This is a genomic window from Ferruginibacter sp. (assembly GCF_031391665.1).
Classification (GTDB): Bacteria; Bacteroidota; Bacteroidia; order Chitinophagales; family Chitinophagaceae; genus Ferruginibacter.
Window position 1 is genome coordinate 1 of record NZ_JANMUN010000088.1, and the last position, 16,971, is coordinate 16,971.

Genomic DNA, 16,971 nt, shown 5'->3' on the forward strand with positions numbered 1-16,971 from the left:
TCAATTAATTTATTCTCCATAACAGTCCCCCTTTAGGGGATAGGGGTTTACATGTGATTTACTTCCTCAGGCAAATTATAAAAAGTTGGGTGCCGGTACACTTTATCAATCGCAGGTTCATACAATTCTCCCGATTGCTCAGGATTTGATGCCGTAATATATTTACTTTCCGCTACCCAAATACTAATACCCTCCTGCCGCCGGGTATAAACATCTCTTGCATTTTCAATGGCCATTTGTGCATCGGTAGCATGTAAGCTGCCCACATGTTTATGATCAAGGCCCTGTTTACTTCTTACAAAAACTTCCCATAAAGGCCAATTGCCTGCGGTGGGAGCTTTGGCGCTTTGCAATTCGTTGCCTCCTGCATTATCATCAGGAATATCTCCGTAATAAAATTTAGTTATTTTAATATTCATACTTAAAAAGAATTTTTAATTATTATGCTGCTTCTAAAGTCTCTTCTTGGGAGGGATTTAGGGAGGCTTTTCTGCTATGCTCCATCGCTGCTTCTCTTACCCACGCACCATCATCATGTGCTTTTTTTCTGGCAGTTAATCTTTGTTTATTGCAGGGACCATTACCTTTTACTACATTCCAAAATTCATCCCAGTTTATTTCTCCAAAATCGTAATGCTTTCTTTGTTCATTCCATTGTAGTTTATCATCGGGTAAAGTCATGCCTAAAAGTTTTACCTGCTCCACGGCCATATCAACAAACTGTTGTCGTAATTCATCGTTGGTTTTTCTTTTTATTTTCCATTTCATACTTTGGTCGCTGTTGGTACTTTCAGCATCTTTAGGTCCAAACATCATCAGCGATGGCCACCACCAACGGTTAATCGCATCCTGGCACATGGCTTTCTGTTCGTCTGTTCCCTTACTTAACACCAATAAACTTTCAAAACCCTGGCGTTGATGAAAACTTTCTTCTTTACAAATTCGTACCATTGCCCTTGCATAAGGTCCATAACTGGTACGGGTAAGCATTACCTGGTTTAAAATGGCAGCACCATCTACCAGCCAGCCCACAGCACCCATATCTGCCCAGGTTAATGTGGGGTAATTAAATATAGAAGAATATTTTGCTTTACCACTGTTCAAATCATTTATCATTTCATCTCTTGATGTACCCAATGTTTCGGCAGCGCTGTATAAATATAAACCGTGGCCGGCTTCGTCCTGCACTTTTGCAATTAAAATAGCTTTTCTTTTTAAAGATGGCGCCCTGCTTATCCAGTTACCTTCGGGTAACATACCCACAATTTCGCTGTGTGCATGCTGACTTATCTGCCGCACATTGGTTTTGCGATAGGCATCGGGCATCCAGTCTTTAGGCTCAATCTTTATTTCTTTATCAATTGCATCCTGAAATATTTTTTCAAAATCCTGTATTAGCATAACAGATAATTTAGAGTGTAAAAATAATAAAAAAACTAACAAGTGTTAGTTAAAATTATTTGTGGAGAATTTTAAGAATAGAAAGAAGTTACACCCAATTATTTTTATGCGCCAGATTAATAATTTGGGCCTTGCTGTTTACATGCAGTTTTTGGTAAATGTTGGCGGTGTGTTTACGGATGGTTAATACACTTATATCGAGTATTGCTGAAATTCTTTTTGCATCCAGCCCGTTAATAGTATGCAGCAAAATTTCTTTTTCTCTTTCGGTAACCAATGCATCTAATAAATTTGGTTCGGCAATTTTTGTTTCGGTTTGCAGTTGCGCTTTGCTAAGCATATCCAATGCTTTACGGGCAATGGCGGCACTCATAGGGGCACCACCGTTTTCAATTACATTGGTTATAGCGTTATGTAATGTAATGGCACTTTCATCTTTAAGTAAATACCCGTGGGCCCCGGCTTTAATAGCTTCAAAAATTTTATCATCATCATCAAAAACAGTTAATACAATAAAATAAATTTCAGGGTATAAAGCCCTTGCAATATTAATGGTTTGCACACCATTCATTTCGGGCATTTCCAAATCCATAAAAATCACCTGTGGCATTTTTTCTAATGGCAAACCTTTCAGTTGCTCTAAACAATCGTTACCATTAACTGCTGTAAAGCAAAACTCCAGATCTTCAAACTGCTTAATTTTTCCTGTAACACTGCTGCGGTTTACGGCTTTGTCATCTACCAGTCCAATCTTTATAGCTTTTGTCATTTTATTTATTTCTTGTTGCAAATTCTTTGTTTTTAAATGGCTCCGCAATACTTAATTTATAGTACCTGTTTGTAACACTACTGCCGTTCCTTCATTTGTTATTGAGCTAATATTTAACTGCATCCCAATCTCCCTGGCTCTTGCTTTCATATTTATCAGGCCATTACCATCAGTAGTATTATTTTGTTTCAGGCCATTACCGTCGTCGGTAATTTTTATTACAATGGTTTCTTTACTGCTGATAGTAACAGTAACAGTGCTGGCATTACTATGCTTTATTGCATTGTGTACAGCTTCCTGTATTATCCTGAACATGTTTAATGCATTTTGGGAACTGATACGAACATCATTTGCGATGGACTCACTGATATTAAACTGAACAGTATCGTAAGTTGGACGCAACTTGCTTATGTAATTTTTTATACGGTCGCTAATACCGGTAATTGTAATATTATCTTTGTTCAATACCCAAATAGTATCTCTTAAAGAATTAATAATTTCCTGCGAATGCTGTTGCAGGTTTTGCAGAGAAGCGTTATTTTTTTCCAATCCGCTATCACTTATTTTTTCCACATCTGCACGTATTGCCGAAGCATAAGCACCTATATTATCATGCAGATCGGCAGCAATTCTTTTACGTTCCTGTTCTTCGGCATCAATTATAGATTGTGCCGCAATACTTTTTTCTTTGTCAAGAGCAAACTGCATTTTAAGTTTTTGTTTACGATTGTAATATTTAAACCCCAGCCAGGTAATAATACCCGCCATTACTGTAAAAATAGCTGAGCCAAAAAGCCAGTAATTTTTTATTGTAAGATTTAATTTCTGCTGTACAATGGTCTGCTCATTTTTTTGTGCTGCTGTACGGGCCTGCATATCGGCCAACAGTTTAGATGAATTAATATTATTAAACGAATCTTTTAGCGCTATAATATCTTCTAATGTTTTGCTGTATTCAATTGTATTATTTGCTGCCTTATAATTTTCTGCAAGTGAATGATATATCATTAGTAATTGTGATGACAGGCCGCTTTGTTTAGCCAGCATAATACCTTCCTTACATATTGCTATGCCTTTTTGGGTTTGTTTATTGTTAGCATAATAACTGGCCAGGCTGCTCATATCATATACAGTATAAAATGGGTCGTTCATTTTTTTTCTTATATCAACCGCTTCATGTAAAGGGGCCTCTGCCAAATGAGATTGCTTACTATCAATAAATATTTTAGCCTGCATATTTAATGCTGTAGCCAGAAAAAGCATATTATTATTTTCACGGGCATCTTTTATTGCAAAATCAATATATGCTTTTGCTGAATCGGCTTTTCCTAAAGCATTATAAGTGCTGGCAATATTGCTGTAAAGCGCTCCATAATTTTTATAAAATTTTCTATTTACTGAAGTATTTAAAGCTTTGTATAGCCAGCGTAACGCTTCGTTATATTGCTCCATTTCCATCTGCACCCATCCTATACCGGTTTTGGCTTGTATTTGTACCAAGGTATCTTTTTGTATTTCAGCCAATTCCAATACTTCGTATAATTGTGTTAGCGATTGCGTATAGCGGTTGCCCCTGTCTAATATTTTTGATTTAAAAAATAATAAGCCCAGGTAATATGGCTGGCGCTTCTCATCATTTTTGTAAAGCGGTATTAAATGGTTAATGATGGATAGTGCGCTGTCAACGTAATTCTTTCTGATATAATAATAAACTCTTACAACCGCAGCCCTGGTAATATCAAAATTATTTTTTTCTTTGGCAGTAATCACTTCTGCCATTTGCACATAGGGTAATAAAGTGTCAGGGTTTATGGATAGCTCAGATAATTTTATAATCTCTTCTAACTTTTCTTTATCAGTGCCTGCTGCCGCAATGCGCTGTTGCATGCTGTCAATATTTCTTGTTTGCGCACTAATGCTTTCTAAAAAGAGTAAATAAAATAAAATAAATAAGTACCTCATCTGCTGTTAATTTTTTATAGATACCTGTATTTTAAAAATTGCTACTACAAATTAAGTATTTATACAACTAAATAAACATTCAATTTTTGTTATACAATTTTTAAAACCTTAAAAACAAAGTATGAAAAAAATTATCATCCTATCAGGCACAATATTCTTTTCGCTTACTGCCCGGTCTCAGTTTTCAGTTGGTATAAAAACCGGGGCAAACTTTTCTAAAGAAAAATACAGTAATACTGCTGTTTACTCCACCAGCGGCCATACCTTTTTTTGCGGAGGGGTATTTGCTAATTACGGGTTTGCAAAACATTTTTCGGCAGAGTTAAATGTGCTTCATTCTGCAGAGGGTACCGAAGAGAGTTATAAAAGTAATGGAAGTACTGTTACTGGTACAGTTACAATTAAACGTATTAATATTCCACTGTTATTGCAGTACCATACTCAGCCTGGTATTTATTTTGAAACTGGCCCGCAATTGGGTTTAATGCTTAGTGCAAAAGGCGACTACACAACTGGAAAATTTGATTTTAAAAAATATACACAATCTGCTTTTTTTAGCTGGTGCTTTGGGGCAGGATATAAACTAAATAAAGTTTTGCCTGGCCTTGGTATTAATGCTGTTTATGCACCTGGCCTTTCAAGAATTGATAAAGGAATTGTTAGCGCAGGTAAAATTACCGGCAGCACTTTCAGTGTCCGGTTGGCATATGGGTTTAAACTCAAAAAATAAAATGATGAATAATTTCATTAGTAAGAAATAGCACTTAATGAAAAAAATTACTGCTACTACAAATTGAGTATTTGCCCGCCGTTATTAAAAATGAAATTTTACATCTCCTTCCAATATCCCTTAAATCAATAACCATATATTATTATATAAAATCAGGGATATGAAAAAATTTACATTATTGGTTGTTATGCCTTTGTTACTTGGTGTATCAGCAAAATCACAAGGCGTTTCTAAATTATTTGGTTTAGTTGGCGGCACACCACAAAGCAACCAGCAATCAAACGGTTATTTGTTCAGTACCGATAGCTCGGGACAAAATATGCAGGTGCAATATGATTTTCCGGTAACCACATTTGGTGCAAACCCCGCTAACCTGGAAATGATACCCCATAACGGAAAATTGTATGGCACTACTTACCGGGGAGGAGTAAGTAATTATGGAACCATTTTTGAATACGACCCCGTTGCAAATATCTATACAAAAAAGTTTGATTTTGGACCAAATGTTTCAGCCACAGGCGGAGGACCCAAAGGTTCGTTATTGTTGTACAATAATAAATTTTATGGCCTGGGTGCCGAAAATGGTGTTAATGGTGCCGGAGTAATTTTTGAGTGGGATCCTGCAACAAATGTTTACACAAAAAAATATGATTTTACAGGCGCAGGTGGCAGTTCTCCACAAAATTCACTTCGTCTTTTAAATAATAAAATGTATGGTACAAGTGCATCTGGTGGCACCAGTAATGTGGGGGTTGTATTTGAATGGGATCCGGTTACAAATGTATATACAAAACTTGTTGACATGAACGGCTCGGGAGCAGGCTCAAACGGGTGGACTTTTTACAGCAATGTAACCACATACAATAATAAGTTGTATTGTACTACACAGCAGGGAGGCGCCAATAATTTCGGCACTTTGTTGATGATAGACCCATTGTTACCTTATGGCTCTAATACTACTATTGTAAAAAATTTTGATGGTACAAGTGGCGGAGCAGCCAATAACAATGAAATGATTGTGTACAATAATAAATTGTACGGCTGTTTAAATGGGGGCGGTGCCAATAGTCAGGGAACCTTGTTTGAGCTGAACCCTGTTGGTAATGTATTTACTAAACTGGTTGATTTTAATTATACCGTTACCGGTGGAGGACCGCTTGGTAAATTAGTACAGAACGGCTCTAAATTTCTTGCCCTTTGCGGTACAGGTGGCGTTAATGGTACAGGAACCGTGTATGAATGGGACCCAGCCAACCCTACAACTGTTGTAAAAAAATATGATTTTCTATCCAATAATTATGATAACAGCATTAACCCAGGCAGTACACTTACATTATTTAATACAAAATTTTATGCAGTAAGTTTTAACGGAGGTTATACAAACCAGGGCAATTTGTTTGAGTATGATTATGTTGCCAACACCGTTACAAAAAAGAAAACTTTTAATGCTGCTGAAAACGGACGCATACCTTTGGGCAAGCCTGTTTTGTTAAATGGCAAAATATACGGCATCTGTTACCAGGGGCCGCAGGAAGTTTTCGGTACTCCTTATGGTTGCCTATGGGAGTTCGACCCATCTACCTCCGTTTATTCCCGTAAGTTTTTGTTTGACTATCCTAACAGTGCAGCTAATGGCCGGGCTCCGGTATCTGCACCCATTGCTTACAATGGTAAATTATATGGTACTACCAACAACGGAGGAATCAGCGACATCGGAATATTATATGAGTATGATCCGGCAACAAGCAGTTATATGAAAAAAGATATGCAACCCATTGCCGGCTCATTTCCTGTTGGCGAACCTACCGTTTATAATAACAAATTATATGGGATGACGAATGCAAATGGTATTGGCAATGCTGGTATCATCTATTCATACGATCCTGCAACAGGTGTACTCAGCAAATTATTTGATGTACAGAACGCCGGAAGTAATGCTCCAAACGGCGCCTTTACTTTATACAACAACAAATTGTATGGAACCACTTTGGGTGGCGGTGCTAATAATAATGGCGGCGTAATTATGTACGATCCTGTTGCTAACACAGCATCAACTGTTGCTTCGTTTACATCAGGCGGCGGCGTTAGTGTATCCAACGCACCAACATTGTACAATAACAAATTTTACATGACGGCTTTCTCTGGGGGAGCCAATGGAAGAGGTAGTATTTTACAACTTGACCCTGCTACCAATGTGCTTACCACTATTTATAATTTTACAACCAATGCAGGCGGTACTGGTTACGATCCGCCAGGCCCGTTAACCGTAAACGGAAATTTTTTGTATTGCATTACCAGAGGAGCAAATAATGTAAATGTTATTCAGCTTGATCCTGTAACAAACACTGTTACTACACGATCAACTTACACACCAGCAAGTAGTTTTAATTTACCTTCTACACACAACGGCCTTACGGTTGTACCGGCATTTATTGCCAATGGCATACCTAATAGCTGCGAAAATTATCCGGTGGTTGTTATTAATGCAACCAATTATAATCAATGGGTGCCCATTTTAAATACTGCAGGCGAAGTGGTGGCCGAGATAAAAGCCAATGGCAATAATTTAGGAAATGTAAGTGCATCAACATATATAAACAGCGGCACGGTTAGAGAAGATCCATTAAAGCAATTGTATATGGACAGGAATATTGCTATAACAGTACAAACCCAACCGGCAACCAATGTTGATATAAGACTGTATATAAAAACAAGTGAATTTATTGCTTTAAAAAATGCAGTGAATTCACAAAGCCAGCCATCCGGTGTTAATACAATTAATGATGTGGCAATATTCAAAAATCAACAACCATGCAATGGTACTATAACTCTTAATGCATCAAAATTAATCACTACTGCATCTTTATATGAATATGGTTATGTGCTTTCTGCAAGTATTTCATCTTTCTCATCTTTTTACTTTGCAAAAAATACTTTTTCAGTGTTACCCTTAACGTTGATAAACTTTGATGCTGTTAAAGAAAATAATGCTGTTAGAATTAGCTGGCAAACAGAGCATGAAATAAATTTTGGAAACTTTGAAATAGAAAGAAGCGGCACTTCAGGCGGTTTTACAAAAATAAATACTGTATTAGCAAAAGGCAGTTATGAAAAAGCCAATTATACTATACACGATAATCAACCATTTAATGGCGTAAATTATTACCGCTTAAAATTGATAGATAAAGATGGCCACTTTACTTACAGCAACATTGTGAAAATTGATTTTAGTAAAAAATACAGCGTGAGTATTTTACCAAATCCGGCAAAAGATTATATTATTATCAATGGCGCAGCAGCATTTAAACAAATTCAAATAATAGATATTACAGGTAAAATAGTAATGAAAATGAATAAAGAGCTTACTAACCGTTATAATATTGCCAACTTATGTAAAGGAGTGTATTTTGTAAGATTAATTGGAAGGGAAGATAAAATTGCAGGCAAAATTATTGTTGAGTAAAAATGGTGCTTGAGTTTAATGCAGCTGCCGCACAGTAGCAGCTGCATTTATTTTTTTAATTAAAAGCAACTTTATGTACAAAAGATTTATTGATTATTCTAATTCTGATGGCGGTAATTATTTTTAGTTAAAATATTTTTAAGACTGTAAGTTTTTCAAAGTAAAAGTCCCTGTTGCATTTTTTGCGGCAGGTTTTTTATTTAACATGCTTCCAGTTTTCGCCAATTTTAATACGATAAATCTGCATATCACTTACTTTATATTTTGCAGCAATCTCTTTTAAGGTTTTACCTTTCGATAATAATTCTTTAATTTCTTTTACTTTTTCAATAGTAAGTTTGGTGTTGCCCCCAGTTCCATTTTCAGCCGCCAGTTTTCTTGCTTTTTTTACAAACGGACTGCCTTGTGCATGCGCCGAGGCTTCCGGTATAGTTGCCCAGCCAAGGTTGGTATAGCGGTTATCTGTTTTTTTATAATTAAAATGTATAACTACCTTTTCGCCTTTTTGTGGCGCAGGTAAAAAATTTTGGGCTACTAAGCGATGCAGTAAAATTCCAGGATATATTGTAGTGCCATTCTTTTTCTTTTTTCTAAAACGCCAAATCGGGTACCCTTCCTGCAAAGATCCTTTCACTGCAGTGCCATCATTTGGTTGTTTATCAAAACAAACTAACCTGCCGAGGTTTGAAATGGCATATTGCTTGCCAAAAGCGGTTTTATGAAAAGTAATTACTTTCCATTTTTCTCCTTGTATTTTTTTCATGTAAAATGATTAAAATGCCTTAGCAAAAATAATTTATTTTATATCAAAATCTACTACCACTTTTTCCGTTAATGGATGGCTTTGGCAGGTAAGTATAAAACCCTGCTTTACTTCTTCATCTTCTAATCCCCAGTTTACATCCATTTTTACTTCGCCTTCTAAAAGCTTTGCTTTGCAGGTGCAGCACATGCCGCCTTTGCAGGCAAAAGGTAAATCGGCGCCCTGTTGCAATGCAGCATCTAAAATGGTAGCGCTGTTAAAGGCCAAATCAAAATCAAAACTTCTGCCATCAGCCATTATAGTTACTTTACTTTTTGCGCCGCTGTTTACGTTAGCTGTTGTTTGTTCTTTTATTTTATTTTGTCCGGGTGTTGTAAATAATTCAAAATGAATTTTCTTTTTTTCAATTCCTAGTTGCTCTAAAAAATCTTTAACACAAAAAATCATTTCTTCGGGGCCGCAAATAAAATAATCATCTATACTGTTGTAATTAATTATTTTATTCAGGTCAGTTAATTTTTGTTTATCAATTCTTCCGTAATTAATGGTTATTTCTGTTTTTTCTCTGCTTAATATATTGATGAAATTAAAGCGCTGCAGGTATATGTTTTTTAGTGCTTCCAGTTCTTCAAAAAAAATAATGGAGCTGCGGTTGCGGTTGCCAAATATTAAGGTAAAACTGCTTTGCGGTTCGGCTTGTAAAGTGGTTTTAATAATAGACAATACAGGCGTAATACCGCTGCCTGCTGCAAAAGCTGCATACTGTTTATTATTGGAAGCTTGCAATCGGGTGTTAAACTTTCCGGTTGGCGGCAACACTTCTATTGCATCACCTTCTTTTAATGTATCATTGGCATAACAGGAAAATTTTCCATCGGTAACTTTTTTTACAGCCACTTTCAATTCATTTTCAAAAGGTGCGCTGCAGATGGAGTAAGAGCGGCGCAACTCTTCGCCATCAATATTTTTTTTAAGGGTAATATTTTGCCCCTGTTCAAAACTAAATATTGTTTTTAATTCTTCCGGAATGTCAAATGCAATCGAAACACAATCGGGTGTTTCTTTTTTAATTGCTTTAATTTTTAAAGTATGAAAATGTACTGCCATAAAATTTATTTTTTGTTCTGTTGTGCTGTTAAAGCATTGTAATGCCTTTTAATAAATGTGTTACCATATCATCTTCTAAAACTTTAATGCTGATATTTTTTTTATGCCGCTGCCAAAACTCCAACCCACGTACAGCGGATAATAAAGTAAGTACTGCCACATAAGGATTAATATTTTTTAATTCTTTTTTTGCAATGCCTTCTTCTATTATTGCTACCAATCTTTTTTCGTAATTGCGGCGCTGGTTTAAAAAGTTACTTAAAAATGGTTCCTGCAAATGTTTCCACTCGTGGTTGGCAACAAATACTTCATCAAATTTATCCAGCATCATGGTGATGTGAAAACGTATGATCAGTTCAATCTTATCGGTAATGCTGCATTTTTTATTTTCTGTTTCGGTAAGCTGAGTGGTAAATTCGTTAGCCACTTTAAAACAAATAGTTTGTAATAATTCACTCTTACTGCCAATATGATTATACAGACTGGGCGCCTCAACACCAACAGCATCTGCCAGTTCCCTCATAGATGCAGCATTAAATCCTTTTGTTTTAAAAAGAGCAGAGGATTTTTTTATGATGACATCTTTTTTGCTGGTATTTTTACCCAACTTAATTTTAGACATTCTTTGTTTTTAACAAAACTAACGCATATTAGTTTTTGTAACTTCTTTTTTATATATTTTTGGCAGGTATAAATTACTAATTTTGCCACGGGAAAAACTTAAACTATGCAATTACAGGCTGTAGATACGGTGGATACAATTTCTGCCGCAGATTTTAAGAATAAATATTATAAAACCATGCGTCCCGTGGTTATAAAAAACCTTTCGAAAGAATGGCCGGCGTATAAAAAGTGGAGCTGGGATTATTTTATTGATACGGTGGGGGATAAAGAAGTGGGTGTTTATAATAATGTAAAAAGCGATGCTTACACACCTATTAATACGGCCGATGCTTATATGAAGTTTGGGGAGTATCTTAAAAAAGTAAAAGAAGGCCCTTTGGATTTACGAATTTTTCTTTTCAATATTTTTCAGCATGCACCGCAGGTAGTGAGCGATTTTACGTGGCCCGAAGATTTAATGAAAGGCTTTGTTAAAAAATATCCCATGCTATTTGTGGGCGGGCAGGGTTCGGTTACCCATATACACTTTGATATAGATATGAGCCATATACTCCATACACAGTTTATTGGTAAGAAAAAAGTACTGTTATTTCCTTTTGAAGAGCAGTACAAATTGTACCGCAAACCCTGGGAAGTATTAAGCCTTGCAAATTTTGCCAATTACAGTAAAGATTTTGATTATGAAAACTTTCCGGCAGTTAAACTGGCAAAAGGTTACGAAGTGATTCTGGAACATGGCGATACATTGTTTATGCCCGCCGGTTATTTTCATCATATGGAGTATATTGAAGGAGGTTTTGCAATGAGCCTGAGGGCTTTACAGAGCGGTATTGGCGGTAAACTTACAGGCCTTTGGAAACTTTTTGGTATGAGAAATATTGATACCTTAATGAAAAAAACCGCACCAAAGTGGTGGTATAACCGCAAAAGACGGCAACTGTTTAACCTGGCTAACCATGAATTAAAGGCCGCCGGAAAGATTTAAAAAAATAAATTACTTAAGTACAAAAAAATCCTTACTTTTACATCCTGCTCAGGTTATTTAATCCACTCCAATCTTATTTAAAGCTCTACGGAAGTTTGTATTGTACAAAACCGGTTATCATCCAATTACATTCGCTTTTTTAAAAAATCAACTGTTTAATAAAACATAATAATATTATTATACCTTTTTTTCTTGTGGTTTCAGAGGTAAGCAAGGCCGGAGATTTTTATCTCTGGCCGTTTTTTTTCAACCATAAAATTATTCCACAGCTGCATTTAAAAAATCAAGCATCGGTTTCATTGCTTTAAATGTATTAGCCACTTCTTTTACAAATGTTTTGCTTTGCACTTCCGCATCGGTGAAAGGTTTGGATACAATAAAACTCTTTTGTTTTAAATATTGAATGGCGGGGTTATCTTCTTCATAACCTTTTGGCGGCCTTACTAACGCTTCTCCTTTTACGCCTTCGGCAAATGTTTTTTTAAATGATAGGTTGCTGATAATTTTTTTCCACTCATCAAAACTGTAATCAATTTCCTGCCTTATTTTAATCAGGTCTTTAGGTTCGGGCATCCATATACCCCCAGCGGCAAAACTTTTGCCCGGTTCGATATGTAAATAATAGCCTGCTCCATTACCCTTTTTTCCGTTGCGGTTAAAGTAACCGGCAATATTATTTTTATAAGGGCTTTTATCTTTACTAAACCTCACATCACGGTTAATACGAAACGTACATTCTTTTGCTTTTAAAAGTGCAATTGGTTTATCAAATGCGGCAATGCCTGCAATAAGTTTTTCTGTAAGTAAAAGAAAATCTTCCTTTACCAACTCGTATTGTTTGCGGTGTGCTTCAAACCAGGGCCTGTTGTTGTTCTTGTGTAGATCTTTTAAAAATTTTAAAGTAGATAATTGCAGCATAAAATATTATTAAAGAGAACAAATTTACATAAAAACAAAAAAGGAATCAGCCATAAGCCAATTCCTAATTATAAATTCCTAATTAATTACTTTTCTATTTCACCCTGCCCCAGTTCTCGCCGCTTTTAATACGGTATAAAGTCATTTCGCTTACTTTATATTTTGCTGCAATTTGCTTGTAGGTTAATTTTCTTTTCGGATTTTTTATCATTTCCTTAATGGCTTTTACCTGTACCGCATTAAGTTTTAATCCTTCGGTTTGATTAGCCTGCCTCTTTTTATAAGCAATTTTTTCAGGACTAAATTGCTGGTGGCTGCTTACTTCATCTAACGTTGCCCACTTTAAATTTTTATAACCGTTATCCTTTTTTTTGTGATTTACATGGATAACATACTTGTGTTTTGGCGATGCTTTTTTGCAAAACTGCCTGGCAACTTCACGATGGATGTAAATGGTACCATTGCCGCCATTTACATGAAGATTAAGGGTACGGTAACCCGATGTGATAGATCCGGTTAGTAATTTACCATCTTCTGTAACATTTTCGCTAAAACTGGCAGCACGCCCTAAAGATGAAACTGCATATTTTTTACGAAGTGTTTTGTGACCGGTGAACTGAATTGGTTTCCAGGTTTCACCACTAATTTTTTTAATCATGTGCTATGATTTTTTAAGAGTTTGATACGGGTATTTGAGCTTACCCGAAAAATTGTTTTTACAAATGAATAAAGTTGACTATAAATATAAAAAAATTTTTGTGATCAGGAGAGCATTTTAATAAAATCTTCTTCACTTATTATTTGAACGGTATTTATCTTTTTTGCTTTTTCAAATTTACTGCCGGCATCTTCCCCCACAACAAGGTAATTTAATTTACTACTAACGCTACCTGCAATTTTGCCGCCATTTTTTTCTACCATTGCTTCTGCATCGCTCCGTTTAAGTTTATTTAAGGTGCCAGTAAATAAAAATGTTTGGCCCGATAAGCTGCCATCGGCGGCTAATACCCCCTTTTCATTTTTAAGATTTATACCCAGTTCTTCCAGTCTTTTTATCAATTTTATATTGTCTGCATCTGAAAAAAACGCATGAATACTTTTAGCCACTTTTACGCCAACGTCTTCCAGTTGCTGCAATTGCTCTTCGGTATAATTAGCAAAATCGTTAAGGTGAGTAACAGCTTTGGCAAGGGTTTTAGCAGTATTTTCTCCTGCATAGCGTATGCCCAGCCCATATATAACCCTGTGCAGTGGCTGCGTTTTACTGCCTTCAATAGCCGACTGTAAATTGGTTATCGACTTTTCTCCAAACCCCCCCATTTTTTTTATTTCATCAAACGGCAAATTATAAACACCGGGCACATCCTTTAAAAAACCCAATTCGTAAAACTTTCTTACGTTGGCATCGCCAAAACTGCGTATGTCCATGGCATCTTTACTTACAAAATGTATTATTCTTTCTACCACCTGTGCTTCACAATTAATATTGGTGCAGCGCCATACTGCTTCATCTTCGGTTTTAAATAAAACGTGGGAGCATACCGGGCATGTAGTGGGGAAAATAATTTTTTGTTCATTGCCATTTCTCAACTCGGTAAAAGATTTCACAATTTGAGGAATAACATCACCAGCCCGTTCAATTAAAACGGTATCACCCAGCATTAAATCTTTCTCTTTAATGTACTCCTCGTTATGGATAGAAATGCTGCTAACCGTTACACCACCCACCTGCACAGGTTCTAATTTTGCTACAGGTGTAACAGCACCGGTACGCCCCACCTGAAACTCCACACCCACTAATTTACTGGTGGCCTGCCGGGCTTTAAATTTAAAAGCAATAGCCCAACGTGGGTGATGAGAGGTCATGCCCAACCTTTCCTGTAACTGCAAATCGTTTACTTTAATAACCATACCGTCAATTTCGTAAGGCAGGTTATCTCTTTTATTTTCAAATTCTTCTACATATTGTATTACACCGGCAATGCCCTGCACTACTTTCATTTCTTTTTTCGGGCTTCTAAAACCTAAGTTCCACAACATTTCCAGCATACCGCTGTGGGTTGAGGGTTGAGGGTTGTTAGTTGTTAGTTGGCCGTCTGTGTTTTTTCTGTCAGCTGCCAACTTTAAACTATCAACTATATAACTAACGTGGTATAAAAAGGCTTCTAAATTTCTTTTGCCCACTTCGGCAGTATCTTTTATACGCAAACTTCCGGAGGCAGCATTGCGTGGGTTTGCCAATGGCGGAATACCTTCTTCAATTAATTTATCGTTGTAAGTTTTAAAATTATTTTTATTCATCAGCACTTCTCCACGAATTTCAATTTGCTGAATACCAAACTCACTGAATTTTGCAGAAAGAGGTACGGATTTTATTTGCTTGGTATTAATGGTAATTTCATCTCCTACCACGCCGTCACCTCTTGTAGCACCTCTTGTAAAAAAATCATTTTCATAAATAAGGGAGATGCTGGCGCCATCGAATTTTGGCTCTACACAATATTCAATTGTATCAAGGCCACTTAATTCTTTTGCTTTTCTATCCCAGTCCAGCAGATCGGCTTCGTTATAACTGTTTTCTAAACTAAGCATGGGCACCAGGTGCTGCACCTTAGCAAAATCTTTTACCAACCCTGCGCCTATCCGCTGTGTTGGCGAATCTTTAGTAACTGCTGATGGATTTTCTTTTTCAAACTTTTCTAACTGTTTATAAAGCGTATCATATTCAAAATCGCTGATAATCGGATCGTTTTGTACATAATAGCGGTATTCATGAAAACGTAAAACATTTCGGAGGGTATTAATTTCAGATTTCAGATTGCCGATTTCAGATTTTAATAAATCTTTTGTTTTTTCCTGCAGTTGTTTTGTTTGCTCAGTATTGTACATGATAAAAATTGTTCAGCCTCAAAGATAAAAATTGCAGCAGGTTTATTAATAACAATTTTATAAAAAACTTTAAAGCCCTTAAACGCTTATTTATTTGTGCGGTTTTAACAGTAAACTTGTTTTATCTACCTTCATACAATAAAATAAAGCTCATGCAAAAAGTATTCCTGTTATTTACATGCTTATTTACTTTAAGTGTGCAATTATTTTCTCAAAACGAAGAAAACATTGTAACAAAATATAATCCTCATAATTTATTCTCACCATTATTTTACCCCTCAGGCGGCACCATCAGCAGGGCCGCAACCGGCGAACCCAACGTAGGCTACTGGCAAAACAATGCCGATTATCAAATTACTGCTTCTTTAAATGATGTAACTAATCAAATAACCGGCAGTGTAATCATTACCTATAAAAATAACAGTCCGCATGCATTACCTTTTTTATGGTTGCAGTTGGAGCAAAATTTATTTAATAAAACAAGCCGTGGCCAGGCACGTATGCCTGTGGGCAGTCGCAGCCGCTATGGCGATAGCAAAAGTGATTTTAACGGCGGAGATAAAATTACTAATGTAAAATATGAAGATGGCACTGCTGCAGATTATATTATAACCGATACCCGTATGCAAATTCGTTTACCAAAAGCAATGAAACCCGGCGGCGATGTTATAAAAATAAAAATGGATTTTTCTTTTACATTGCCGGAGTATGGCGCCGACCGCTGCGGCATTTTAAAAACAAAGCAGGGTAATATTTTTACTGTGGCGCAATGGTACCCTAAAATGTGTGTGTTTGATGATGTACGTGGATGGAACACCGACCCTTACCTTGGCCCAAGCGAATTTTATTTAGAGTACGGCGATTTTGAAGTGGCCATTACAGCACCTGCAAGCCATATTGTAGTTTGCAGCGGCGAGTTGCAAAATGCTGCAGAAGTATTAACACCCACACAAATTGCCCGGTTGGAGCAAGCAAAAAAAAGTGATGAAACAGTAACGATACAAACAGAAAAAGAAGTAGGAAAATCATCATCAAGGCCGGCAGCAACCACATTAACCTGGAAGTATAAAATCAATAACTCAAGAGATGTGGCCTGGGCATCATCAAAAAGTTTTATTTGGGATGCGGCTAAAATAAACCTGCCAAGTGGCAAAACTTCCCTTGCCATAAGTGCATACCCGGCTGAAAGTGCAGGGCAAAAAGGCTGGAGCAGGGCAACAGAATATACCAAGGGTAGTATTGAAAATTACAGTAAGCGCTGGTACGAATATCCTTATCCATGCGCTGTAAATGTAGCCACTAATATTGGCGGCATGGAATATCCCGGCATTGTTTTTTGCGGATTTAAAGCTGTTACAGA

The 16,971-nt window shown here is 36.5% G+C and carries 14 protein-coding genes; 4 read left to right on the top strand and 10 right to left on the bottom strand.

What is annotated here, in order from left to right:
* Nucleotides 1-47 precede the first annotated feature (47 nt).
* The 4 genes from paaB to ACY651_RS06610 form a co-directional block, all read right to left on the bottom strand.
* A complete protein-coding gene (paaB, locus tag ACY651_RS06595; protein ID WP_462250957.1) occupies nucleotides 48-419 on the bottom strand; it encodes a 1,2-phenylacetyl-CoA epoxidase subunit PaaB in 372 nt (123 codons plus the stop codon).
* 22 nt (nucleotides 420-441) lie between these two features.
* On the bottom strand, nucleotides 442-1,401 hold the full coding sequence (gene paaA, locus ACY651_RS06600) for a 1,2-phenylacetyl-CoA epoxidase subunit PaaA (protein WP_462250959.1): 960 nt from the start codon (nucleotides 1,399-1,401) through the stop codon (nucleotides 442-444).
* Nucleotides 1,402-1,489: 88 nt separating this feature from the next.
* Nucleotides 1,490-2,170 (bottom strand): response regulator, encoded by a 681-nt coding sequence (locus ACY651_RS06605; protein WP_462250961.1) that lies wholly within the window; start codon nucleotides 2,168-2,170, stop codon nucleotides 1,490-1,492.
* A 51-nt stretch (nucleotides 2,171-2,221) separates the two neighbouring features.
* Nucleotides 2,222-4,132: a tetratricopeptide repeat-containing sensor histidine kinase gene (locus ACY651_RS06610; RefSeq protein ID WP_462250963.1), complete on the bottom strand. Its 1,911-nt coding sequence runs from the start codon at nucleotides 4,130-4,132 to the stop codon at nucleotides 2,222-2,224.
* A 121-nt stretch (nucleotides 4,133-4,253) separates the two neighbouring features.
* Here ACY651_RS06610 and ACY651_RS06615 point away from each other — a divergent pair, with 121 nt between their 5' ends.
* On the top strand, nucleotides 4,254-4,862 hold the full coding sequence (locus tag ACY651_RS06615; RefSeq protein WP_462250965.1) for a porin family protein: 609 nt from the start codon (nucleotides 4,254-4,256) through the stop codon (nucleotides 4,860-4,862).
* A gap of 160 nt (nucleotides 4,863-5,022) precedes the next feature.
* On the top strand, nucleotides 5,023-8,325 hold the full coding sequence (locus ACY651_RS06620; protein WP_462250967.1) for a choice-of-anchor tandem repeat GloVer-containing protein: 3,303 nt from the start codon (nucleotides 5,023-5,025) through the stop codon (nucleotides 8,323-8,325).
* Between the two features lie 196 nt (nucleotides 8,326-8,521).
* Here the strand turns inward: ACY651_RS06620 and ACY651_RS06625 are convergent, their stop codons facing one another.
* Genes ACY651_RS06625 through ACY651_RS06635 form a run of 3 tightly spaced genes read right to left on the bottom strand, consistent with a single transcriptional unit; the run spans nucleotide 8,522 to nucleotide 10,817 of the window.
* Nucleotides 8,522-9,088: an NUMOD4 domain-containing protein gene (locus ACY651_RS06625; RefSeq protein WP_462250969.1), complete on the bottom strand. Its 567-nt coding sequence runs from the start codon at nucleotides 9,086-9,088 to the stop codon at nucleotides 8,522-8,524.
* Nucleotides 9,089-9,121: 33 nt separating this feature from the next.
* Nucleotides 9,122-10,195, bottom strand: coding sequence for a 1,2-phenylacetyl-CoA epoxidase subunit PaaE (gene paaE, locus ACY651_RS06630; RefSeq protein ID WP_462250971.1), 1,074 nt, complete (start codon nucleotides 10,193-10,195; stop codon nucleotides 9,122-9,124).
* A gap of 28 nt (nucleotides 10,196-10,223) precedes the next feature.
* Complete coding sequence (locus tag ACY651_RS06635; protein WP_462250973.1) at nucleotides 10,224-10,817, bottom strand: TetR/AcrR family transcriptional regulator; 594 nt, start codon at nucleotides 10,815-10,817, stop codon at nucleotides 10,224-10,226.
* Nucleotides 10,818-10,922: 105 nt separating this feature from the next.
* Between ACY651_RS06635 and ACY651_RS06640 the strand changes: the two genes are divergently transcribed.
* Nucleotides 10,923-11,804 (top strand): cupin-like domain-containing protein, encoded by an 882-nt coding sequence (locus ACY651_RS06640; RefSeq protein WP_462250975.1) that lies wholly within the window; start codon nucleotides 10,923-10,925, stop codon nucleotides 11,802-11,804.
* Nucleotides 11,805-12,062: 258 nt separating this feature from the next.
* Here the strand turns inward: ACY651_RS06640 and ACY651_RS06645 are convergent, their stop codons facing one another.
* The 3 genes from ACY651_RS06645 to ligA all read right to left on the bottom strand — a co-directional run bounded on the left by ACY651_RS06645 (nucleotide 12,063) and on the right by ligA (nucleotide 15,611).
* A complete protein-coding gene (locus ACY651_RS06645) occupies nucleotides 12,063-12,722 on the bottom strand; it encodes a DUF2461 domain-containing protein (protein WP_462250977.1) in 660 nt (219 codons plus the stop codon).
* A 94-nt stretch (nucleotides 12,723-12,816) separates the two neighbouring features.
* Nucleotides 12,817-13,380 (bottom strand): NUMOD4 domain-containing protein, encoded by a 564-nt coding sequence (locus ACY651_RS06650; protein WP_462250979.1) that lies wholly within the window; start codon nucleotides 13,378-13,380, stop codon nucleotides 12,817-12,819.
* A 104-nt stretch (nucleotides 13,381-13,484) separates the two neighbouring features.
* Complete coding sequence (ligA, locus tag ACY651_RS06655; protein ID WP_462250981.1) at nucleotides 13,485-15,611, bottom strand: NAD-dependent DNA ligase LigA; 2,127 nt, start codon at nucleotides 15,609-15,611, stop codon at nucleotides 13,485-13,487.
* A gap of 152 nt (nucleotides 15,612-15,763) precedes the next feature.
* On the opposite strand from ligA, the gene ACY651_RS06660 reads away from it, so the two are divergent.
* The coding region (locus ACY651_RS06660; RefSeq protein WP_462250983.1) for a gluzincin family metallopeptidase at nucleotides 15,764-16,971 on the top strand (1,208 nt) is incomplete at its 3' end.

Bases quoted from the DNA above. Each gene is read 5' to 3' on its own strand.
- paaB (WP_462250957.1), bottom strand. From the start codon at position 419: ATGAATATTAAAATAACTAAATTTTATTACGGAGATATTCCTGATGAT.
- paaA (WP_462250959.1), bottom strand. From the start codon at position 1,401: ATGCTAATACAGGATTTTGAAAAAATATTTCAGGATGCAATTGATAAA.
- ACY651_RS06605 (WP_462250961.1), bottom strand. From the start codon at position 2,170: ATGACAAAAGCTATAAAGATTGGACTGGTAGATGACAAAGCCGTAAAC.
- ACY651_RS06610 (WP_462250963.1), bottom strand. From the start codon at position 4,132: ATGAGGTACTTATTTATTTTATTTTATTTACTCTTTTTAGAAAGCATT.
- ACY651_RS06615 (WP_462250965.1), top strand. From the start codon at position 4,254: ATGAAAAAAATTATCATCCTATCAGGCACAATATTCTTTTCGCTTACT.
- ACY651_RS06620 (WP_462250967.1), top strand. From the start codon at position 5,023: ATGAAAAAATTTACATTATTGGTTGTTATGCCTTTGTTACTTGGTGTA.
- ACY651_RS06625 (WP_462250969.1), bottom strand. From the start codon at position 9,088: ATGAAAAAAATACAAGGAGAAAAATGGAAAGTAATTACTTTTCATAAA.
- paaE (WP_462250971.1), bottom strand. From the start codon at position 10,195: ATGGCAGTACATTTTCATACTTTAAAAATTAAAGCAATTAAAAAAGAA.
- ACY651_RS06635 (WP_462250973.1), bottom strand. From the start codon at position 10,817: ATGTCTAAAATTAAGTTGGGTAAAAATACCAGCAAAAAAGATGTCATC.
- ACY651_RS06640 (WP_462250975.1), top strand. From the start codon at position 10,923: ATGCAATTACAGGCTGTAGATACGGTGGATACAATTTCTGCCGCAGAT.
- ACY651_RS06645 (WP_462250977.1), bottom strand. From the start codon at position 12,722: ATGCTGCAATTATCTACTTTAAAATTTTTAAAAGATCTACACAAGAAC.
- ACY651_RS06650 (WP_462250979.1), bottom strand. From the start codon at position 13,380: ATGATTAAAAAAATTAGTGGTGAAACCTGGAAACCAATTCAGTTCACC.
- ligA (WP_462250981.1), bottom strand. From the start codon at position 15,611: ATGTACAATACTGAGCAAACAAAACAACTGCAGGAAAAAACAAAAGAT.